Annotated in this window: 17 protein-coding genes; 13 read left to right on the top strand and 4 right to left on the bottom strand. The window is 74.2% G+C overall.

The window, feature by feature from the left end; genetic code table 11:
- Nucleotides 1-62: 62 nt before the first annotated feature.
- Nucleotides 63-1,163 (top strand): S1C family serine protease, encoded by a 1,101-nt coding sequence (locus IEZ04_RS19840; protein WP_189218255.1) that lies wholly within the window; start codon nt 63-65, stop codon nt 1,161-1,163.
- An 18-nt stretch (nt 1,164-1,181) separates the two neighbouring features.
- On the opposite strand, the gene IEZ04_RS19835 is transcribed toward IEZ04_RS19840, so the two are convergent.
- Nucleotides 1,182-1,397, bottom strand: coding sequence for a hypothetical protein (locus IEZ04_RS19835; protein ID WP_189218254.1), 216 nt, complete (start codon nt 1,395-1,397; stop codon nt 1,182-1,184).
- Between the two features lie 125 nt (nt 1,398-1,522).
- Here IEZ04_RS19835 and IEZ04_RS19830 point away from each other — a divergent pair, with 125 nt between their 5' ends.
- A complete protein-coding gene (locus IEZ04_RS19830; RefSeq protein WP_189218253.1) occupies nt 1,523-2,725 on the top strand; it encodes a bifunctional adenosylcobinamide kinase/adenosylcobinamide-phosphate guanylyltransferase in 1,203 nt (400 codons plus the stop codon).
- Here the strand turns inward: IEZ04_RS19830 and IEZ04_RS19825 are convergent.
- Nucleotides 2,714-3,598, bottom strand: a complete 885-nt coding sequence (locus IEZ04_RS19825; RefSeq protein ID WP_189218252.1) for a class I SAM-dependent methyltransferase — start codon at nt 3,596-3,598, stop codon at nt 2,714-2,716. The two genes, IEZ04_RS19830 and IEZ04_RS19825, sit on opposite strands and share 12 nt — an antisense overlap.
- Before the next feature lie 142 nt (nt 3,599-3,740).
- Here IEZ04_RS19825 and cobT point away from each other — a divergent pair, with 142 nt between their 5' ends.
- From cobT to IEZ04_RS19780, 9 genes are all read left to right on the top strand, one after another.
- Nucleotides 3,741-4,886, top strand: a complete 1,146-nt coding sequence (gene cobT / locus IEZ04_RS19820) for a nicotinate-nucleotide--dimethylbenzimidazole phosphoribosyltransferase (protein ID WP_189218251.1) — start codon at nt 3,741-3,743, stop codon at nt 4,884-4,886.
- A 17-nt stretch (nt 4,887-4,903) separates the two neighbouring features.
- On the top strand, nt 4,904-5,707 hold the full coding sequence (locus tag IEZ04_RS19815; protein ID WP_189218250.1) for an adenosylcobinamide-GDP ribazoletransferase: 804 nt from the start codon (nt 4,904-4,906) through the stop codon (nt 5,705-5,707).
- Between the two features lie 231 nt (nt 5,708-5,938).
- Nucleotides 5,939-7,495, top strand: coding sequence for a leucyl aminopeptidase (locus IEZ04_RS19810; protein WP_189218249.1), 1,557 nt, complete (start codon nt 5,939-5,941; stop codon nt 7,493-7,495).
- A 255-nt stretch (nt 7,496-7,750) separates the two neighbouring features.
- Complete coding sequence (gene lpdA, locus IEZ04_RS19805) at nt 7,751-9,139, top strand: dihydrolipoyl dehydrogenase (RefSeq protein WP_189218248.1); 1,389 nt, start codon at nt 7,751-7,753, stop codon at nt 9,137-9,139.
- A gap of 68 nt (nt 9,140-9,207) precedes the next feature.
- Complete coding sequence (gene sucB, locus IEZ04_RS19800; RefSeq protein WP_189218247.1) at nt 9,208-11,043, top strand: 2-oxoglutarate dehydrogenase, E2 component, dihydrolipoamide succinyltransferase; 1,836 nt, start codon at nt 9,208-9,210, stop codon at nt 11,041-11,043.
- A 205-nt stretch (nt 11,044-11,248) separates the two neighbouring features.
- Nucleotides 11,249-11,887 carry a GntR family transcriptional regulator gene (locus IEZ04_RS19795; protein ID WP_189218246.1) on the top strand — a complete coding sequence of 213 codons (639 nt, stop codon included), beginning with the start codon at nt 11,249-11,251 and terminating at the stop codon, nt 11,885-11,887.
- 247 nt (nt 11,888-12,134) lie between these two features.
- Complete coding sequence (gene aceE / locus IEZ04_RS19790) at nt 12,135-14,837, top strand: pyruvate dehydrogenase (acetyl-transferring), homodimeric type (RefSeq protein ID WP_189218245.1); 2,703 nt, start codon at nt 12,135-12,137, stop codon at nt 14,835-14,837.
- Between the two features lie 91 nt (nt 14,838-14,928).
- Complete coding sequence (locus IEZ04_RS19785) at nt 14,929-15,924, top strand: helix-turn-helix transcriptional regulator (RefSeq protein ID WP_189218244.1); 996 nt, start codon at nt 14,929-14,931, stop codon at nt 15,922-15,924.
- A 56-nt stretch (nt 15,925-15,980) separates the two neighbouring features.
- Nucleotides 15,981-16,499, top strand: a complete 519-nt coding sequence (locus tag IEZ04_RS19780; RefSeq protein ID WP_189218466.1) for a DUF4240 domain-containing protein — start codon at nt 15,981-15,983, stop codon at nt 16,497-16,499.
- An 80-nt stretch (nt 16,500-16,579) separates the two neighbouring features.
- Here the strand turns inward: IEZ04_RS19780 and IEZ04_RS19775 are convergent, their stop codons facing one another.
- Nucleotides 16,580-17,440: a peptidoglycan recognition protein family protein gene (locus IEZ04_RS19775; protein ID WP_189218243.1), complete on the bottom strand. Its 861-nt coding sequence runs from the start codon at nt 17,438-17,440 to the stop codon at nt 16,580-16,582.
- 206 nt (nt 17,441-17,646) lie between these two features.
- On the opposite strand from IEZ04_RS19775, the gene IEZ04_RS19770 reads away from it, so the two are divergent.
- Nucleotides 17,647-18,837 carry a MarP family serine protease gene (locus IEZ04_RS19770; protein WP_189218242.1) on the top strand — a complete coding sequence of 397 codons (1,191 nt, stop codon included), beginning with the start codon at nt 17,647-17,649 and terminating at the stop codon, nt 18,835-18,837.
- Nucleotides 18,838-18,882: 45 nt separating this feature from the next.
- On the opposite strand, the gene IEZ04_RS19765 is transcribed toward IEZ04_RS19770, so the two are convergent.
- Nucleotides 18,883-19,371, bottom strand: coding sequence for a GNAT family N-acetyltransferase (locus IEZ04_RS19765; protein WP_189218241.1), 489 nt, complete (start codon nt 19,369-19,371; stop codon nt 18,883-18,885).
- Nucleotides 19,372-19,431: 60 nt separating this feature from the next.
- Between IEZ04_RS19765 and IEZ04_RS19760 the strand changes: the two genes are divergently transcribed.
- Nucleotides 19,432-20,364, top strand: a complete 933-nt coding sequence (locus IEZ04_RS19760) for a TIGR01777 family oxidoreductase (RefSeq protein ID WP_189218240.1) — start codon at nt 19,432-19,434, stop codon at nt 20,362-20,364.
- Nucleotides 20,365-20,457 lie beyond the last annotated feature (93 nt).

Genomic DNA, 20,457 nt, shown 5'->3' with positions numbered 1-20,457 from the left:
TGGATGCCCGTTCGGGCGCACATCTCACGCCGGGGCCGCCGTCACGCGGTGAGACTCGGGCCATGGACCTCTCCCGCGCCCGTCCGCCCACTCCCCCGGCCGCCGCCTCCGCCTCCGTACTCGCCGTACTCACCGTGCTCGCCGTGTCCGGCCTCGTGACCGTGTCCGGGTGTTCCGCCGGCGGGGCGCCCGCCGTGCGGGACGGCGCGACCACCACCCGGGCCGCCGTCCCCCGGGCGGCGAACCAGCTGGAGGAGGACTACCGCAAGGCGGTCGACGACGTGCTCCCCTCGGTCGTGCAGATCCAGGCGGACGACAGCCTGGGGTCGGGGGTGGTGTACGACGGCAAGGGGCACATCGTCACGAACGCGCACGTGGTGGGCGACGCCCGGACGTTCCGCGTGACGACGGCGAACAGCGGGGACGTGGTGAGCGCGCGGCTCGTGTACGCGTACCCGGAGCAGGACCTCGCCGTGATCAGGCTGAACGAGGTGCCGAAGGGCCTGCGGGCGGCCTCCTTCGGGGACTCGTCGAAGGTCGGCGTGGGCCAGATCGTGCTCGCCATGGGGTCGCCGCTCGGGCTGTCGTCCAGCGTGACCCAGGGGATCGTGTCGGCCACCGGCCGGACGGTGACCGAGGGCGGCGCGGGCGGGGGCACGGGTGCGACCATCCCGAACATGGTGCAGACGTCCGCCGCGATCAATCCCGGCAACAGCGGCGGCGCCCTGGTGAACCTGGCCAGCCAGGTCGTCGGCATCCCCACGCTCGGCGCGACCGACCCGAACCTCGGCGAGGGCGCGGCGCCCGGCATCGGCTTCGCCATCCCCTCGTCCATGGTGCGGACGGTCGCCGACCAGATCATCAGGAGCGGCCGGGTCACCGACTCGGGCCGGGCCGCGCTCGGCATCACCGGCCGCACCCTCGTCGGCGGCGACTACCGCCCGGCCGGGGTGGCCGTCGTCACGGTCGACCGGGGCGGCCCGGCCGACCGGGCGGGCATCGAGGGCGGCGACGTCATCACCGGACTGGCCGGCACGGACGTCACCACCATGACCTCGCTCGCCGAGGCCCTGGCGGAACGGCGCCCGGGCGACCGGACGAGCATCACGTACCTGCGGGACGACGACGAGCGGACGGCCCGGGTGACGCTCGGGGAGCAGTAGCCGGGCGCCGGCGACTCCCTACGCCTCCTCCGCCGACCGCAGGCTCATCGGGCCGTAGATCTCCGTGGCGTCCTCGTACAGCCGGACCTGGTCGGCGCCGCCCTCGAGCAGGGCCTTCCAGTGCTCGCCGACCCAGGACTCGGCGTCCCCCTGCGTGGTCCACTCCTCGGGCTGCACCGCCGGCTGGACCTCCGTCCCGTCGGCCTTCTCGAACCGCCACGTCCATGCCGCCATGTGCGCCTCCGTACGTACCGGCCCGGCACCGGGGACGGTGCAGGGCAAGATCGGGCTCCTGCCCAGAGCCTAGTCGGACGCGCAAGACCTGCGGGGACGGTCCGGGACACGGGAAAATCAGCCGCGTGGAACTGACACTGCTCGGCACCGGCGCCCCCGCGGGGCTCCCCCGCCCCGACTGTCCCTGCGCGGCCTGCGCGACCGCCCAGGGCACCGACGCCCGCGCCGCGACCGCGCTGCTGGTGGACGGCACGCTGCTGCTCGACCTGACGCCCGGCGCCGCCCTCGCCGCCGCCCGCGCCGGGCACACCCTGGCCGGAGTGCGGCAGGTGCTGCTCTCGCACCCGCACGAAGGCCCCGCCGTGGAGGTCCCGGCGGGGCTGCCGCAGCCGGGGCGGGTGCCGGACGGGCGGGAGCTGGCGCTGATGAGCGGGCACCGGGTGCGGGCGCTGGCGCTGGACGCGCCGGGGACGGGGTACGCGGTGACGGCGCCGGACGGGCAGCGGCTGCTGTACCTCCCGCCGGGCACCGCGCCCGCCGGGCTGGAGGAGTGGCCGGCCGAGCCGTACGCCATGGTGCTGCTCGACGTCCTGGGGCGGCCGGACGCGCTGGCGCGGCTGCGGGCGGTGGGTGCGGCGGGTCCCACGACCGACGTCGTCGCCGTGCACATCGGCCACGAGGTGCCGCCGGGCGCCGAACTGCGCCGCCGCCTCGCGGCCGTGGGGGCGCGGGCCGTACCGGACGGCACGACGCTGGAGGTCGGCGCCTACGAGGAGGTCCCCGACGTGCCCCGGCGCACCCTCGTCCTGGGCGGCGCCCGGTCGGGGAAGTCGGTGGAGGCGGAGCGGCGGCTGGAGGCGTTCCCGGACGTGCTGTACGTGGCGACGGGCGGCGTGCGGGGCGGGGACGGCGAGTGGGCGGCCCGGGTCGCCGCGCACCGGGAGCGGCGGCCGGGTTCCTGGCGCACCGCCGAGACCTGCGACCTCGTGCCGCTGCTGAAGGAGGACGGGCCGCCGCTGCTCATCGACTGTCTGTCCCTGTGGCTGACCGACGCGATGGACGCCGTGGGCGCGTGGGACGACGCCGAGTGGGCCGACGGCGGCGAGCGCTCCCTGCGGGCACGCGTGCGCGACCTCACCGAGGCCGTGCGGCAGACCCGCCGCACCGTGGTGGCGGTGTCGAACGAGGTCGGCTCCGGCATCGTGCCCGCCACCGCCTCCGGGCGCCGCTACCGGGACGAACTCGGCCGCCTGAACGCGGCGTTCGCGGCCGAGTGCGAGCACGTGCTGCTCGTGGTGGCGGGCCAGGCGCTGCCGCTACGGGGCTGACGCGGTCCGGCGGGCGAGCACGCGGTACGCGTTGGAGAAGCGGGTACGGCGCAGCAGCGGGGCGAGCCCGTGGTCGAGGGCCGCGGCGGAGAGCAGCAGCGGGGCACAGGCCCGGGGCGGGACGGGCCGCCCGTGGGCGAGGGCCAGCCGGAGGGCGCCGGTGAGGTCGTACGGGACGTGCGGGCCGCGGCGGTCCGTGGCGACGACCGCGCAGCCGGCGGCCTCCAGTTCGGCCAGCACGTTGCGCAGCGGCAGCAGGTGCAGCCCGCCGCCGCCCGCCCGACGGCGGCCGAGCGGCGCGCCGAACGAGCGGCCCGGGTCCCAGAGTTCGACCAGGAGGTGGCCGCCGGGGCGCAGCAGGGCGGGCGCGGCGCGGAGCTCCGCGCGCGGGTCGGAGGTGTGTTCGAGGTGGTGCACCATGCTGACCACGTCGTAGCGGCCGCGCAGCCGCGCGACGATCTCCGGATCGGCCAGGGTGCCCTGGTGCGCCTCCTCCACCCGCCCGGCCGCGCGGGCCCGGGCGACGCGCGGGCTCGGGTCGAGCCCGTCGAAGCAGGTGTACGGGTGCACCTGTCCGGCCGCCGCCGGGAACGCGCCGTCCCCGGTGCCGACGTCGAGCCAGCTCTCGGGCTCGGCGGCGGGCGGCACCGTGCGGGCGGCGGCGCGGTGGCGCCGGGCGGGGGCGTCGTGGCCGCCGTGCGGGGGACGGGGCCGGGAGGCCGGGGCGGCGGGCCGGGGGGCGAGGAGGGTGTGGGCGCACTCCCGGCACTCGTCCACCACGAAGGACGCACGGACCCGGGTGCGCAGGCGGGACGAGCCGCACCAGGGACAGCCGCCGCGGCGCGGCTCGTGGGACGGTTCGGCGGTGGGCATGGGCGGCTCCCGAGGCATTCCGGCTGAAACCGGAACGTATGGGATGGCCATCGCGGGCGCAACGACACACATGTGCCGCGCCGTCCCACGCGCCGCCGATGTGACGCCTCTCCGTTCGATCGCGGCCGGTACTGTTCGGCGAATGAGCTCGCTGAATCTCGACGACTTCACCGATCTGATCGAGCGCCCCGACGGCGGTGTGCGCCGCGACGCCGAGGCGCGGCGGGAGAGGCTGACCGTGCCGCCGGGAGCGCTGGGGCGCCTGGACGACCTGGGCGAGTGGCTGGCGGCGGCGCAGTCCGCCGTGCCGGTGCGTCCGGTCACCCGCCCCCGGGTGGTGCTGTTCGCGGGCGACCACGGCATCGCCGCGCAGGACGTGTCCGCGCGGCCCGCGGGCACGGCGGCGCGGCTGGTGCGGGCGGTGCTGGACGGGGAGAGCCCGGTGGCGGTGCTGGCGCGGCGCCTGGACGTGCCGGTGCGCGTGGTCGACATGGCGCTGGACTGCCCGCCCGAGGAGCTGCCGGCCGAGGTCGTACGGCACCGGGTGCGGCGCGGTTCCGGGCGCATCGACGTCGAGGACGCGCTGACCCCCGAGGAGGCGGAGGCGGCGTTCCTGGCGGGCGTCGCGGTCGCCGACGAGGAGGCGGACTCGGGGACGGACCTGGTGGTGCTCGGCGACGTGAGCGTCGGCGGCACCACGGCGGCGGCCGTGCTCGTCGCCGCGCTGTGCGGGACCGACGCCTCGGTGGTGACCGGGCGGGGCGGGCGGCCCATCGACGACCTGGCCTGGATGCGCAAGTGCGCGGCCGTGCGGGACGCGCTGCGGCGGGCCCGCCCGGTCCTCGGCGACCAGCTCCGGCTGCTGGCGACGGTCGGCGGGGCCGATCTCGCCGCGACGACGGGCTTCCTGCTGCAGTGCGCGGTGCGCAAGACCCCGGTGATCCTCGACGGCGTGGTGTCGGCCGCCTGCGCGCTCGTCGCCCAGCGGGTCGCCTTCCGGGCCCCGGACTGGTGGCTGGCCGGTCAGCGCAGCGGTGAGCCGGCCCAGACCAAGGCGCTGGACCGGCTGGCGATCGAGCCGCTCCTCGACCACGGCGTGAGCGTCGGCGAGGGCACCGGCGCGCTGCTCGCCCTGCCCCTCGTCCAGGCGGCGGCCGCCCTGGCGGCGGAGCTCCCCGAGGTTCCCGAGGTCTCAGAGGCCCCCGAGGCCCCCGAGACCCCCGCGACCAAGAACGGCGGGGACGACGCGGGTACGGCACAGGACGCGCCCTCGGGCACCCCGAGCTAGGCCGGTAACCTGCGCCGATGCGCACCACCCCGCTCTCCCCCCTCGCCGACGGGCTCCGTTTCGCCTTCGGCACCCTCACCGTGCTGCCCGTCCCGCTGACCCGCTGGGACCGCGGGGCGGCACGCGCCGGGATGCTGTGCGCGCCCGTCGCCGGGCTGGTCGTCGGGCTCGGGGCCGCCGCGCTCGGGCTGCTGCTCCTCCTGATCGGGGTCTCTCCCCTGCTCGCGGCCGTGGCGAGCGTCGCCGTGCCCGCCGTGCTCACCCGCGGCCTGCACCTCGACGGACTCGCCGACACCGCCGACGGGCTGGGCAGCGGCAGGCCCGCCGACGAGGCGCTGCGCATCATGAAGCGCTCCGACATCGGCCCCTTCGGCGTGATCACCCTCGTCCTGGTGCTGCTCGCCCAGGTCGCCGCCCTCGCGCAGGCGTACGGCACGTCGTGGGCCCACGGCGCGCTCGCGGCCGTGGTCTCCGCGTCCGCGGCCCGGCTCGCGCTCACCCTGGCCGCGCGCGCCGGGGTGCCCGCGGCGCGGCCCGAAGGGCTGGGGGCGGCGGTCGCGGGGACGGTCCCCGCGCGGGAGGCGCTGCTCGTCGGCTGCGCGGTGACCGTGGCGGCGGCGGTCGCGGGCGCCCTCTGCGGACCGTACGCCGTCCCCTACGACGCGGTGCGGGCGGCCTTCGCGGTCGTACTCGCCTGCGGCTGCGCCGAGTTGGCGCTGCGGCACTGCCGGCGCCGCTTCGGCGGGGTGACGGGCGACGTGTTCGGCGCGCTGGCGGAGACCGCCGCGACGGCTGCGCTCGTCGTGCTGTCGGCGGGCTGACGGGGCACTCTCCCTGGTGGGAAGGCGCGGGCGCGCGGACCCGTTCCGGCGCGCAGGGCCTAGGCTCGTCCTTGGCAGCCTCCGGTTCCGGCGGTAACCGCCTGCTCCGCACGGTTCCGCCCGGCCCGGCCGGGACTGCCGCGTACGACGGATCTAGGGTCTTCCTCCAGGGCCGGTCGACCCCATCCGTTCGGCCACCGAAAACTCAATCGGAAGCGAGAATTCACCACCGTGACTGCTCTCACTCTCAGCACCGCCGCCGCGTCCGGCCTCAAGGCCGACGCGATCGTGGTCGGTGTCGCGAAGGGCTCTGCGTCTGATTCGGGCCCGGTCGTCGCACCGGGCGCCGAGGCCGTGGACAAGGCGTACGACGGCAAGCTGGCCGGTCTCCTGGAGACGCTCGGTGCCTCGGGCGCCGAGGGCGAGGTGACGAAGCTGCCCGCGCCGTCCGGCTTCAAGGCGCCGCTCGTGGTGGCGGTGGGCCTCGGTGCCGCGCCCGAGAAGGACGCCGCGTACGAGCCCGAGACGCTGCGCCGGGCGGCCGGTGCCGCGGCCCGCGCGCTGGCCGGTGCGAAGAAGGCCGGGTTCGCGCTGCCCGTCGACGGCGCCGGGGACGTCGCCGCGATCGGCGAGGGCGCACTGCTCGGCTCGTACGTCTTCGACGCGTACAAGGAGAGCGGCGAGCCCAAGGCCAAGAACGGCAAGGCGAACGGCAAGGCGAACGGCAAGGCGCCGCTCGGCGAGGTGACGCTGCTCGGCGCCAAGCCGCGCGACCGCGCCCACAAGGCCGCCGTCGAGCGCGCCGTCGCCGTGACGGAGGAGCTGAACCGGGCCCGCGACCTGATCAACACCCCGCCGAACGACCTGAACCCGGAGGCGTTCGCCGCGATCGCGCAGGCCGCCGGCAAGGAGCACGGCCTCAAGGTGCAGGTGCTCGACGAGAAGGCCCTGCTCAAGGGCGGCTACGGGGGCATCCTCGGGGTCGGCGCCGGCTCCGCGTCCCCGCCCCGCCTGGTCAAGGTGTCGTACACGTCCTCCAAGGCGAAGAAGCACCTGGCCTTCGTCGGCAAGGGCATCACGTACGACTCGGGCGGCATCTCGCTCAAGCCCGCCGGGCACAACGAGACGATGAAGTGCGACATGAGCGGTGCCGCCGCCGTGTTCGCCGCGGTCGTGGCCGCCGCGCGTCTCGGCCTGGAGGTGAACGTCACCGGGTACCTGGCGCTGGCGGAGAACATGCCGTCCGGCTCGGCCACCCGCCCCGGCGACGTGCTGCGCATGTACAGCGGCAAGACCGTCGAGGTCCTCAACACCGACGCCGAGGGCCGGCTGGTGCTGGCCGACGCGATCGCCAAGGCCTCCGAGGAGAAGCCGGACGCGATCGTGGACGTGGCCACGCTGACCGGTGCGATGATGCTGGCGCTCGGCAGCCGCACGTTCGGCGTCATGGCGAACGACGACGCGTTCCGCACCGCCGTGCACGAGGCCGCCGAGGAGGTCGGCGAGGCCGCCTGGCCGATGCCGCTGCCGGAGCACCTGCGCAAGGGCATGGACTCCGCCACCGCCGACATCGCGAACATGGGCGAGCGGATGGGCGGCGGCCTGGTGGCCGGCCTGTTCCTGCGCGAGTTCGTGGGCGAGGGCATCACCTGGGCACACCTCGACATCGCGGGCCCGGCCTTCAACGAGTCCGCCCCGTTCGGCTACACCCCGAAGGGCGGCACGGGCTCGGCGGTGCGCACCCTGGTGCGGCTGGCGGAGCTCACGGCGGCGGGCGACCTGGGCTAGCGGATCACTTGTCACACCGGCAACGGCCCCGGCGCCCACCGCTCCGGGGCCGTTCCGTCCCCGCGGCCGGCGGGCGGGACGCGAGTGGAACGTCTCACACTCGGGCCCCGCGTCTCGATTGGCGCCGACAAGTGCGAAGATGGGGCTCGGCAGGACAGGGCCCCCACCACAGGGCCGAAGCAAAGAGCGGCCGGACACCAGCCGCCGACCGGTCAGTGGAGACCGGCGCACGGCGCAATGCATGGAGGACGTGACGTGGCGAACGACGCCAGCACCGTTTTCGACCTAGTGATCCTCGGCGGCGGTAGCGGCGGTTACGCCGCGGCCCTGCGCGGGGCGCAGCTGGGCCTGGACGTCGCCCTGATCGAGAAGGGCAAGGTCGGCGGTACCTGCCTGCACAACGGCTGCATTCCGACCAAGGCCCTGCTGCACGCCGGCGAGATCGCCGACCAGGCCCGCGAGAGCGCGCAGTTCGGTGTGAAGGCCACCTTCGAGGGCATCGACATCGAGGCCGTCCACAAGTACAAGGACGACGTCATCTCCGGCCTGTACAAGGGCCTGCAGGGGCTGATCGCCTCCCGCAAGGTGACCTACATCGAGGGTGAGGGCCGCCTCTCCTCCCCCACCTCCGTCGACGTGAACGGCCAGCGTGTCCAGGGCCGCCACGTCCTGCTGGCGACCGGCTCCGTGCCGAAGTCCCTGCCGGGCCTCGACATCGACGGCGACCGGATCATCTCCTCGGACCACGCGCTGAAGCTGAACCGCGTCCCGCAGTCCGCGATCATCCTGGGCGGCGGCGTCATCGGCGTCGAGTTCGCCTCGGCGTGGAAGTCCTTCGGCACCGACGTCACGATCATCGAGGGCCTGAAGCACCTCGTCCCGGTCGAGGACGAGAACTCCTCGAAGCTCCTGGAGCGCGCCTTCCGCAAGCGCGGGATCAAGTTCAACCTCGGCACCTTCTTCGAGAAGGCCGAGTACACGCAGGACGGCGTCCGCGTGACCCTCGCCGACGGCAAGACCTTCGAGGCCGAGGTCCTCCTGGTCGCCATCGGCCGCGGCCCGGTCTCCCAGGGCCTCGGGTACGAGGAGGCCGGCGTCGCCATGGACCGCGGCTACGTCCTCGTCGACGAGTACATGCGCACCAACGTCCCGACGATCTCCGCCGTCGGCGACCTGGTGCCCACGCTGCAGCTCGCGCACGTCGGCTTCGCCGAGGGCATCCTCGTCGCGGAGCGGCTGGCCGGCCTGAACACCGTGCCGATCGACTACGACGGTGTGCCGCGCGTGACCTACTGCCACCCCGAGGTCGCCTCCGTCGGCATCACCGAGGCCAAGGCCAAGGAGATCTACGGTGCGGACAAGGTCGTCGCGCTGAAGTACAACCTGGCGGGCAACGGCCGCAGCAAGATCCTGAAGACCGCGGGCGAGATCAAGCTCGTCCAGGTCAAGGACGGTGCCGTGGTCGGCGTCCACATGGTCGGCGACCGCATGGGCGAGCAGGTCGGCGAGGCCCAGCTGATCTACAACTGGGAGGCGCTGCCCGCCGAGGTCGCCCAGCTCATCCACGCCCACCCGACGCAGAACGAGGCGCTCGGCGAGGCCCACCTGGCGCTGGCGGGCAAGCCGCTGCACTCGCACGACTGACCCTCGGTCGACGTATGCCGACGACCACACACAGACTTCAGAGCAATTCGTAAGGAGCACACGAAACCATGCCGGTTTCCGTAACCCTTCCGGCGCTCGGTGAGAGCGTCACCGAGGGCACCGTCACCCGCTGGCTGAAGGCCGAGGGTGAGCGCGTCGAGGCCGACGAGCCGCTGCTCGAGGTGTCGACCGACAAGGTCGACACCGAGATCCCCTCGCCCGCCGCCGGTGTCCTGGCCTCCATCAAGGTCGCCGAGGACGAGACCGTCGAGGTCGGCGCCGAGCTGGCCGTCATCGACGACGGCACGGGTGCCCCGGCCGAGACCCCCGCTCCCGCCGCCGAGTCCGCCCCGCAGGCCGAGGAGCAGGTCGCCCCGCCGGCCCCGGAGCCCACCGCGGCCGCGCAGCCCTCCACCCAGCAGGAGGCCCCCGCCCCGGCCCCGACCGCCGAGGCCGCCTCCGGCGGCGGCTCCGCCGAGGGCACGGACGTGGTCCTGCCCGCGCTCGGCGAGTCCGTCACCGAGGGCACCGTCACCCGCTGGCTCAAGGAGGTCGGCGAGTCCGTCGAGGCCGACGAGCCGCTGCTCGAGGTCTCCACGGACAAGGTCGACACCGAGATCCCGGCGCCCGCCTCCGGCGTGCTCCTGGAGATCGTGGTCGGCGAGGACGAGACCGCCGAGGTCGGCGCCAAGCTCGCCGTCATCGGCCAGCCGGGCGCCGCTCCGGCCGCTGCTCCCGCCGCCCCCGAGGCCCCGGCGCAGCCCGCCCAGGCCCCGGCGCAGGAGGCTCCCGCGGCTCCGGCGCCCGCCCCGGCGCAGGAGGCCCCTGCTCCGCAGGCGCCCACCACCCCGGCCCCGCAGCAGCAGGAGACCCCGGCTCCCGAGCCGGCTCCGGCCGCTCCGGCTCCGGCGCCCGCCCCGGCGGCTCCGGCCCAGGCCCCGGCCGCTCCGGCCGCCGGCCGGCCGGCCGACGACGGCGCGTACGTGACCCCGCTGGTGCGCAAGCTCGCCGCCGAGAACAGCGTCGACCTGTCCACCGTCAAGGGCACGGGCGTCGGCGGCCGTATCCGCAAGCAGGACGTGATCGCCGCCGCCGAGGCCGCCAAGGCCGCCCCGGCTCCGGCCGCCGCCCCCGCCGCCGCTGCCCCCGCAGCGAAGAAGGCCCCCGTCCTGGAGGCCTCCCCGCTGCGCGGCCAGACCGTGAAGATGCCGCGCATCCGCAAGGTCATCGGCGACAACATGGTCAAGGCCCTGACCGAGCAGGCCCAGCTCTCCTCGGTCGTCGAGGTCGACGTCACGCGGCTGATGAAGCTGCGCGCCCGGGCCAAGGACGCGTTCGCGGCCCGTGAGGGCGTCAAGCTCTCCCCGATGCCGTTCTTCGTGAAGGCCGCGGCCCAGGCGCTGAAGGCCCACCCGGCCATCAACGCCCGGATCAACGTCGAAGAGAACACCATCACCTACTTCGACACCGAGAACATCGGTATCGCGGTGGACTCCGAGAAGGGCCTGATGACCCCGGTCATCAAGAACGCCGGCGACCTCAACCTCGCCGGTATCGCCAAGGCCACGGCGGAGCTGGCGGGCAAGGTCCGCGCGAGCAGGATCAGCCCGGACGAGCTGGCCGGCGCGACCTTCACCATCAGCAACACCGGCTCGCGCGGCGCGCTGTTCGACACGATCATCGTGCCGCCGAACCAGGTCGCGATCCTCGGCATCGGCGCCACCGTGAAGCGCCCGGCCGTCATCGAGACGGAGGAGGGCACGGTCATCGGCGTCCGCGACATGACCTACCTGACGCTCTCCTACGACCACCGCCTGGTGGACGGTGCCGACGCGGCCCGCTACCTGACGGCCGTCAAGGCGATCCTGGAGGCCGGCGAGTTCGAGGTCGAGCTCGGCCTGTAACAGCCACCCAGGTACGTCCGTTCGTACGGTGCCCCGTCCGGAACCCTCCGGGCGGGGCACCGTCGTATCGACGGGGGCGTGTGCGGCTCGTCTCACCTGTGTCAAGACGCTCCCGTGCGCCCCTCCCCCGCGGTCGCGCGGCCGTATTGTCTAAAGGTCAACGCCCTGGGGCGGTGAGCCCCTACCCCAGGCCTAAGGAGCCCTCATGACCGCGCCCGTCATCCACTCGCTGCGCGAACAGATCCGCGAGCACATCGTGGAGGGGATCGTCAGCGGGCGCTGGAAGCCGGGCGAGCGGATCGTGGAGCGCCGGATCGCGACGGAGCTGGAGGTCAGCCAGACCCCCGTGCGCGAGGCGCTGCGGGAGCTGGAATCGCTGCGGCTCATCGAGTCGGCACCCAACAAGGGCGTACGGGTGCGGAACCTGACCGCGGCGGACCTGGAGGAGTCGTACCCGGTGCGGGCCGGTCTGGAGGCCATCGCGGCGGAGCTCGCGGCGGGCCGGCTGGCCGAGGACTGCGCGGCGCTGGAACCGCACGTCGCCGCGCTGTACGAGGCGGACCGCCTGGCGGACGGCACGGCACAGGTCCGGCACACGGTGGCGTTCCACCGCGAGCTGGTGCGGGCGGCCGGCAACTCCGTGCTGCTGCACACCTGGGAGGGCCTCGGCATCGAGGTGTTCACGGCCCTGTCCATCCGCTGGCTGGGCACGGTCCAGCAGTCGTACGCCGAGGAGCACGAGGAACTGGTGGCCGCGTTTCGCCGCCGCGACCCGCGCATCGCGGACCTGGTGAAGGCCCACGTCCTGGGCTGCGCTCCGCGCACGGGCAGCGAACCTTCGTAGTCGCGGTTCCCACCTGCGAAAACCTTGGATTCCCAGGGCACCCGGTGCCCTTTCCCAAGGCACCGGGTGCCGACTTTCTCGTGATCAAGAAGTTCTGCCCGTCAACCCTTTGATCGATCATCGATCAGGGGGTTACAGTCCTCGCTGGGCTTGCACCCGAGCCCTCGCCCTGTCCTGCCACGACATCGAGGGCACCCCCACCCCTTGCCGACGAGGGAACCCCCCTCCGCATCCGGAAGGCGGCGCAATGACCGACCCCAACGCTATCCGGCCGAGCTCGCTCGACCAGCTCCCCGACCGCGACCCGGAGGAGACCGCCGAATGGCAGGCCTCCCTGGACGCCGTCACCAAGGCCGCGGGGCCGCACCGCGCCGCGTACCTGATGCGCCGCACGCTGGAGCGCGCCGAGCAGGGCGGTCTGGCGCTGCCGAAGCTGCTGGAGACCGACTACCTCAACACCATCCCCACCGCCGCCGAGCCCGCCGTGCCCGGTGACGAGGCGATGGAGCAGCGGATCACCGCGTGGAACCGCTGGAACGCGGCCGCGATGGTGACCCGCGGCAGCAAGTACGGCGTCGGCGGCCACATCGCCACCTTCGCCTCCGCCGCATGGCTGTACGAGACGGGCTTCAACCACTTCTTCAAGGGCAAGGAGGGCGACGGCTCCGGCGACCAGCTGTACATCCAGGGCCACGCCTCCCCCGGCATCTACGCCCGCGCCTTCCTCGACGGCCGGCTGACCGAGCAGCACCTCGACAACTTCCGGCAGGAGGCCGGCGGCAACGGCCTGCCCTCCTACCCGCACCCGCGCCGCCTGCCCTGGCTGTGGGAGTTCCCGACGGTGTCGATGGGCCTCGGCCCGCTGTCGGCGATCTACCAGGCGCGCTTCAACCGCTACCTCACCAACCGCGGCATCAAGGACGTCTCCGCGTCGCACGTGTGGGCGTTCCTCGGCGACGGCGAGATGGACGAGCCCGAGTCGACGGCGGCCCTGGCACTCGCCTCCCGCGAGGGCCTGGACAACCTGACCTTCGTCATCAACTGCAACCTGCAGCGCCTCGACGGCCCGGTCCGCGCCAACTTCAAGATCGTGCAGGAGCTGGAGGCCCAGTTCCGCGGCGCCGGCTGGAACGTCGTCAAGACGCTGTGGGGCTCGGCCTGGGACGAGCTGTTCCAGCTCGACACCACGGGCGCGCTGGTCCGCCGCCTGCGTGAGGTACCGGACGCGCAGGTGCAGACGTACCAGACGCGCGACGCGGCCTACATCCGTGAGGACTTCTTCGGCAAGGACCCGGCGCTCGCCGAGATGGCGAAGCTGCTGAGCGACGACAAGATCCTCGAGTGTTTCCACTTCTCGCGCGGCGGTCACGAGGCCCGCAAGGTGTACGCGGCCTACAAGGCGGCCGTGGAGCACAAGGGCGCGCCGACCGTCATCCTCGCCCAGACCGTCAAGGGCCACACCCTCGGCACGGGCTTCGCGTCGAAGAACGCCAACCACCAGATGAAGAAACTGTCGGTGGACGAGTTCAAGACGATGCGTGACCTGCTCGACCTGCCCATCCCGGACAGCGCGTTCGTCGACGGCCAGGTGCCCTACGGCCACCCGGGCGCGAACTCCCCCGAGGTCCGCTACCTCCAGGAGCGCCGCGCGGCCCTCGGCGGCCCGGCCCCGGCCCGCCGCACGCACCCGGTGGCGCCCCTCCCGGCCCCCGCCGACAAGGCGTTCGCCGCCTTCGACAAGGGCTCCGGCTCGCAGAGCGTGGCGACCACCATGGCCTTCGTCCGCCTGGTCAAGGACCTGGTGCGGGACAAGGAGACCGGCAAGCGCTGGGTGCCGATCGTCCCCGACGAGGCGCGCACCTTCGGCATGGAGTCGCTCTTCCCGTCCCTCGGCATCTATTCGCCCAAGGGCCAGACGTACGAGCCGGTCGACCGCGACCAGCTGATGTACTACAAGGAGGCCGAGAACGGCCAGATCCTCAACGAGGGGATCACCGAGGCCGGTTCGATGGCCGACTTCATCGCCGCGTCGACGTCGTACGCGACGCACGGCGAGACGATGATCCCGTTCTACATCTTCTACTCGATGTTCGGCTGGCAGCGGACGGCCGACCAGATGTGGCAGCTCGGCGACCAGCTCGGCCGCGGCTTCCTCATCGGCGCGACGGCCGGCCGGACGACGCTGACCGGTGAGGGCCTCCAGCACGCCGACGGTCACACCCCGGTCATCGCGGCCACCAACCCGGCCTCGCTGACCTACGACCCGGCGTTCGCGTACGAGATCGCGACGATCGTCAAGGACGGTCTGCGCCGTATGTACGGCGAGGCCGCGCCCGGTGAGGACCAGGACGTCTTCTACTACCTCACCGTCTACAACGAGCCGCTGCCGCAGCCCGCGAAGCCGCAGGGCCTCGGCATCGACGAGGGCATCGTCAAGGGCCTGTACCGCTTCAACACGGCGGAGTCGGCGGGCGTGACCGTCCCGGCGAACGCCCCGCGCATCCAGCTGCTCGGCTCCGGCACGGCGATCCACTGGGCCCTCCAGGCGCAGAAGCTGCTCGCCGAGGAGTGGGGCGTGGCCGCCGACGTGTGGTCCGCGACCTCCTGGACGGAGCTGCGCCGGGACGCCATGGAGGCGGACGCGGCGCTGCTGCGGGGCGAGGAGCGGGTGCCGTACGTCCGCCAGGCCCTCCAGGGTGCCGAGGGTCCGGTGCTGGCCGTCTCCGACTACATGCGCCAGGTCCCGGACCAGATCGCGCAGTGGGTCGAGCAGGACTGGGCCTCGCTCGGCACGGACGGCTTCGGCCTCTCCGACACCCGTGACGCGGCCCGCCGCCACTTCGGCGTCGACGCCCAGTCCATCGTGGTCGCCGCCCTCGCCCAGCTCGCCCGCCGCGGCGAGGTCAAGGCGACGGCGGTGAAGGAGGCCCGGGAGCGCTACGGCCTGTAACGCGCCACGGGATCCGAGGTGATCCGCGAGCGAAGGGGTACGGCCGCCGCCGTACCCCTTCGCTGTCGGCGGGGCACTGCATCATGAGGGCATGCGTGCTGCCCGCCTCATCAAGATGGTGCTGCTCCTCCAGTCCCGCCCCTCCATGACCGCCGCCGAACTGGCCCGCGAGCTGGAGGTGTCCGAGCGCACGGTCACCCGGGACGCGAGCGCGCTGTCGGAGGCCGGGGTGCCCGTGTACGCGGACCGGGGCCGCGCCGGCGGATACCGGCTGATCGGCGGCTACCGCACCCGGCTGACCGGGCTCGCCCGCAGCGAGGCCGAGGCGCTGTTCCTGTCCGGCGTCCCGGGCGCCCTGCGCGAGATGGGCCTGGAGGACGCCGCCTCCGCCGCCCGGCTGAAGGTGTCCGCGGCCCTCCTGCCCTCCCTGCGGGACGCCCCGCGGACGGCGGCCCAGCGCTTCCACCTGGACGCGCCCGCCTGGTTCCAGGAGCCGGAGACCCCCGCCCTGCTGCCCGCCGTCGCGGACGCCGTGTGGGACGACCGGACGGTCACCGCCCGCTACCGACGGGGCCGGACCGAGGCCGAGCGCCTGCTGGAGCCGTACGGGCTCGTCCTCAAGGCCGGGGTCTGGTACCTGTGCGCGCGGGTGCCGGAACAGGGGCGTGAGCCGGACGCCTTCCGGGTGTACCGCGTGGACCGGTTCACGGCCGTCACCGCCCTCGACGACCGTTTCGCCCGCGACGAGGAGTTCGACCTGCCGCGGTTCTGGGAGGAGCGGGCCGTGGAGTTCGCGCGGTCCATCCTGCGCGCCGAGGTCGTGGCACGGCTCACCCCGGAGGGGATACGCAGACTGCAGTACGCCCTCGACCCCGAGTCGGCGCGCGAGGCGCTGGCGGCCGCCGGGGACGCGGACGAACGGGGCCGGGTGACGGTCACGCTCCCCGTCGAGTCCGAGGAGGTCGCGCACGCCCAGCTGACGGCGCTCGGACCGGAGGTGGAGGTGCTGGCCCCGCAGTCGCTGCGCGAGCGGTTCGCGCGGGACGCGGCGCGGCTGGCGGAACTGTACGGTCCGTACCCCTCATAACAATCCTTCGTACTCCAGGTGCGTCCCGCCCCGGCAGGGCCGATGCTGGTGCCGTGATGGACGAGACGGAGTTCTGGGAGCTGGTGGACTCGACCCGCGAGGCCGCCGAGGGCGATCCCGAGGAGCACGCCGACCTGCTCGTCGAGCGGCTCGTCCAGCTCGACCCGGACGCGGTGCTGGACTTCGCCCGGCACTTCGAGTGGCGGTACAACCGGGCGTACACCTGGGAGCTGTGGGGCGCCGCCGCCGTCCTGCTCGGCGGGGCGAGCGACGACGCCTTCGACTACTTCCGGTGCTGGCTGATCGGTCAGGGGCGCGAGGTGTTCGAGGGCGCCGTGCACGACCCGGACTCGCTCGCCGCGCTGCTGAGCGACTTCGACGAGGAGCTCGACGGGGACGGCGAGGAGCTCGGCTACGCGGCGGACGAGGCGTACGAGCAGCTCACCGGCACCGTCGCCCCGGATCTCGGGGTGTCCCCGGCGGGACCCGAGCCCGCGGGCACGCCCCTGGACTTCGAGGACGACGCCGCGCTCGCGGAGCGCTACCCCCGGCTCTGGGCGCGGTTCAGGTCCTGACGTTCAGGTCCTGACGTTCAGGTCCTGACGTTCAGGTCCTGACGTTCAAATCCTGACCGTTCCCGCGGCCCCGCCGTCCGTCACCGCCTGCCCTGGAGCCGTGCCGCCGTCTCCCTCATCCCGGGCAGCCGGTCCGCGAGGGCGGCGCCCGGGCAGCTCGTCATGTAGCCGTCGCGGTGGCCCGCGAGGGCCGGCAGCAGGGCGGAGGTGCCGGCGGCGTACCGGCTGCGGTCGTTGCTGGAGACCAGGCGGACGCGGGAGCGCGGGTCGACGTCGGCGAGGCCGAGCTTCCAGGCGGCGAGGGCGGCGATCGCGTCGGTCATCGCCCGGGGCACCTCCGCGCCCTCGGTGAAGGTGCCGATGGCCGCGACGCCCGCCGTGCGGTGGTTGAAGCCCTGGGTGTGGGCGCCGGTGACGGCCCGCTCGACGCCGCCCGCCCGGCCCTCGTAGATCGTGCCGCAGCGGTCGACGAGGAAGTTGTACCCGATGTCGTCCCACTCCCGGGCGCCGGTCTGGCCCGCGTACAGGTGGCGGATGATGTACGGCGCGTCCGCGCAGTCGTAGCCGTTCGGGCTGTCCGTGTGGTGCACGAAGACGGCGGTGACCCGGTCGTCGTACCGCGCGGGCGGCCGGCGCCCGTGGCGCGCGGCGTCGCCCAGCCAGCGGGACCGGGGCACGATCGGCGGCCGGGCGGCCGGGTGCGCGGCGGCGGCCCTGGCGGCCACGGTGCGGCCGGCCTCGTCCACCGCGCGGTCGACCCCGACGGCGCACAGCACCAGTCCGAGGGCGGCGGCCAGCCCGGGGAGGCAGCGGAGCGGCACGAGGAACGCGCTCGACCGCGGCAGCGGCGGCAGCTCCCGGAACAGGTCCGCCCAGGTGCGACTCCGCCCCCGCCGCCTTCGCCGCGGGCCTTCGCCGCGCGCCGGCCGGAAGACACGCATGGCACCACTCTGCCCCGGTTCGACACGTTCTGCGATGTGTGGCGTACCACCCGCTGGAACCAACATCCGGGCCCGGGACGTTCTCCTCTCCGATCGCCCCCGCGCGTACGGACGGACCGGTCGCTTCGCCTGACCCGCTCGGGCCGGGGTACCTGATCACGGGGTCCGTCCCGCTCGTACCAGGGCCCGACAGAAAGGCGGCTGGAGTGGACCTGCTCGACATCCTGCTGTTGCTGGTGATCCTGGCCTACGCGGCGTCCGGTTACCGGCGCGGCCTGGTGGCCGGCTGCGTCTCCCTGGCCGGGTTCGTGGGCGGTGCCGTCCTCGGTGTGTGGCTGCTGCCCTGGGTCATGGACCTGGTCGGAGTGACGCCGGGGAGGCCGGCCGCGACGGTCACGGCCGTGCTGACGGTGCTGGTCCCGGCCGTGGCCGCGCACGAGCTGGCGGGGCGCCTCGGCCTGCTGCTCCGCCGCGAGCTGGACCGCGGCCCGCTGCGGGTGGCCGACGGGGTGGGCGGGGCCGCGGCCAACACGCTCGCCGTCCTCGTCGTCGCCTGGGTCGCCGCGAGCGTGCTGGCCGCGTCCTCGACCCCGGCGATCACCCAGGCGATCCGCAACTCGACGCTGCTCGGCGCGGTGCAGGACACCATGCCGGACACCACGCCAGCCTGGTTCTCCCGGGCCACCTCCGCGCTCACCGAGGCGGGCTTCCCGCAGGTCTTCAACCCGTTCGAGAACGAGCCGGCGGCGGGTGTCGCCGAGCCCTCCGGCGACAGCGTCACCGCCGCGGCGACGAACGCCGCCCAGCGCAGCAGCGTCAAGGTCGAGGGTTTCTCCGGCGCCCAGGGCCGCGAGGGCAGCGGCTTCGTCTACGCGCCCCAGCGGGTGATGACCAACGCCCACGTGGTGGCGGGCATCGACGAGCCGACCGTGCGCGTCGGCGGCGTGGGGCCCGCGCACGAGGCGCGGGTCGTCCTGTTCGACCCGCAGAAGGACGTCGCGGTGCTCTACGTCCCGTCGCTCGACGCCCCCGTGCTCCGCTTCGACGACACCGCCGAGCGCGGCGACGCCGCGGTGGTGGCCGGCTACCCGGAGGACGGCGGTCTCGACCTCCAGGCGGCCACGGTCGCGAGCCGCATCGACGCCACCGGCCAGAACATCTACAGCACGGAACAGGTCACCCGCGAGATCTACTCCGTCCGCTCCACCGTGCGCCCCGGCAACTCCGGCGGTCCGCTCCTCACCACGGACGGCGCGGTGTACGGCGTGGTGTTCGCCCGTTCCACCTCCGACAGCCGGACGGGTTACGTCCTGACGGCGGACGAGGTGGCACCCGAGGCGCGGCGGGCGAGCACCGCGACGGCCCCGGTGGACACGGGCGAGCTGATCGCGTCGTGAGCGGCACCATCGGTGCGACGGGTGCGACGGGTGCGCCCCCGGACGTCACAGACGCTGCCCCATGAGCACGTCGTCCACGTACTCCCCGTCGAGCAGGAACTCCCCCGGCAGCACCCCGTCCACCACGAATCCCTCGGACTCGTAGAGCCGGCGCGCCGGGGTGTTGTGCCCGAGGACGCGCAGGCTCAGCCGCCGCGCGCCCTGCCGCCGCGCCTCGTCCCGCGCGGCCCGCAGCAGCGCCCGGCCCACCCCGGCGCCCCGCGCCTCCTCCGCCACGGCCAGGCCGAGGATCTGCCGCACATGGGCGTTGGCGGCGAGCGGCGTGGGGAAGCCCAGCCGGAGGTAGCCGACGAGCCGGCCGCCGAGCTCGGCGACGAAGTGGTCCCGGGGCCCGAACCGCTCGGTGAAGAACGGCTCGTACGGCGGTACGGGCCGGGGCTGGACGGAGTGCAGCGTGGACCAGGTGGCGCGGTCGAGCCGGCCGAGGGCGTCCTCGTCGCCGGGGCCGGCGAGGCGTATGTACGGAACGGGCATGCGGCCACGGTACGGCGGCCGCCCGGTGCGGCGGCGCACTCCGCCCGGCAGGATGGGCCCATGAACCCTGAGACCGGTGCCGCCGGACACCTCCCGCCCGCCTCCCGCGTCGCCGTCGCCGGGGCCTCCGGGCTGATCGGTACGGCCCTGGTCCGCTCGCTGCGGGCGGACGGGCACGAGGTGGTGCGGCTGGTGCGGCGGGAACCCCGCGCACGGGACGAGGCCCGCTGGGACCCGGAGGCGCGGCACGTGGACACCGCGGCGCTCGCCGGGTGCGCGGCGGTGGTGAACCTCGCGGGCGCGGGTGTGGCGTCGCGCCGCTGGACGGACGCGTACAGGGCGACGATCCGCCGCAGCCGGGTGCTCGGCACGACGACGCTCGCCGAGGCCGTGGCCGCGCTCGACGAGCCGCCGCGCGTCTTCGTGAACGGCAGCGCGGTCGGGTTCTACGGCGAGACGGGCGACCGCGTGGTCGACGAGTCGGCACCGCCCGGCGAGGGCTTCCTGCCGTCGGTGTGCGTGGAGTGGGAGGCGGCGGCGGCTCCGGCGCAGGACGCGGGCGTCCGCACGGTGTTCGCCCGGACGGGGCTGGTGGTCGCCCGGGGCGGCGGGGCGTGGGGGCCGCTGTTCCCGCTGTTCAAGGCGGGGCTGGGCGGGCGGATGGGCAACGGCCGCCAGTACTGGAGCTTCATCTCGCTGCACGACGAGGTGGCCGCCCTGCGGCACCTGCTCGACACGCCGTCGCTGTCGGGACCGGTGAACCTGACGGCTCCCACGCCCGCCACCAACCGGGAGGTGACGGCGGTGATGGGGCGGGTGCTGCACCGGCCGACCGTGTTCACGGTGCCCTCCCCCGCGCTGCGGCTGGCCCTCGGCGGGGTGGCGAGCGACGTCCTGGGCAGTACCCGCGCGGTTCCGTCCCGCCTCCTGGAGTCGGGCTTCACGTTCGCGTTCCCGGAAGTGGAGGACGCCGTACGGGCGGCGCTGCGCTAGGGTCTGTTGCGAAAGTGGATCTTGTTCGTTGATGATCACGTCCTGTGGGACGTGGGGATCTGACAAACGACCAGTGGGCCCGGCTTGAGCCTC

This window comes from Streptomyces ruber (assembly GCF_014648075.1).
Classification (GTDB): Bacteria; Actinomycetota; Actinomycetes; order Streptomycetales; family Streptomycetaceae; genus Streptomyces; species Streptomyces ruber.
This window is presented reverse-complemented; position numbering and strand designations above follow the sequence as displayed.

Bases quoted from the DNA above. Each gene is read 5' to 3' on its own strand.
- cobT (WP_189218251.1), top strand. From the start codon at position 3,741: ATGAGCTCGCTGAATCTCGACGACTTCACCGATCTGATCGAGCGCCCC.
- IEZ04_RS19840 (WP_189218255.1), top strand. From the start codon at position 63: ATGGACCTCTCCCGCGCCCGTCCGCCCACTCCCCCGGCCGCCGCCTCC.
- aceE (WP_189218245.1), top strand. From the start codon at position 12,135: ATGACCGACCCCAACGCTATCCGGCCGAGCTCGCTCGACCAGCTCCCC.
- IEZ04_RS19785 (WP_189218244.1), top strand. From the start codon at position 14,929: ATGCGTGCTGCCCGCCTCATCAAGATGGTGCTGCTCCTCCAGTCCCGC.
- IEZ04_RS19765 (WP_189218241.1), bottom strand. From the start codon at position 19,371: ATGCCCGTTCCGTACATACGCCTCGCCGGCCCCGGCGACGAGGACGCC.
- sucB (WP_189218247.1), top strand. From the start codon at position 9,208: ATGCCGGTTTCCGTAACCCTTCCGGCGCTCGGTGAGAGCGTCACCGAG.
- IEZ04_RS19775 (WP_189218243.1), bottom strand. From the start codon at position 17,440: ATGCGTGTCTTCCGGCCGGCGCGCGGCGAAGGCCCGCGGCGAAGGCGG.
- IEZ04_RS19825 (WP_189218252.1), bottom strand. From the start codon at position 3,598: ATGCCCACCGCCGAACCGTCCCACGAGCCGCGCCGCGGCGGCTGTCCC.
- IEZ04_RS19835 (WP_189218254.1), bottom strand. From the start codon at position 1,397: ATGGCGGCATGGACGTGGCGGTTCGAGAAGGCCGACGGGACGGAGGTC.
- IEZ04_RS19795 (WP_189218246.1), top strand. From the start codon at position 11,249: ATGACCGCGCCCGTCATCCACTCGCTGCGCGAACAGATCCGCGAGCAC.
- IEZ04_RS19780 (WP_189218466.1), top strand. From the start codon at position 15,981: ATGGACGAGACGGAGTTCTGGGAGCTGGTGGACTCGACCCGCGAGGCC.
- IEZ04_RS19760 (WP_189218240.1), top strand. From the start codon at position 19,432: ATGAACCCTGAGACCGGTGCCGCCGGACACCTCCCGCCCGCCTCCCGC.
- IEZ04_RS19815 (WP_189218250.1), top strand. From the start codon at position 4,904: ATGCGCACCACCCCGCTCTCCCCCCTCGCCGACGGGCTCCGTTTCGCC.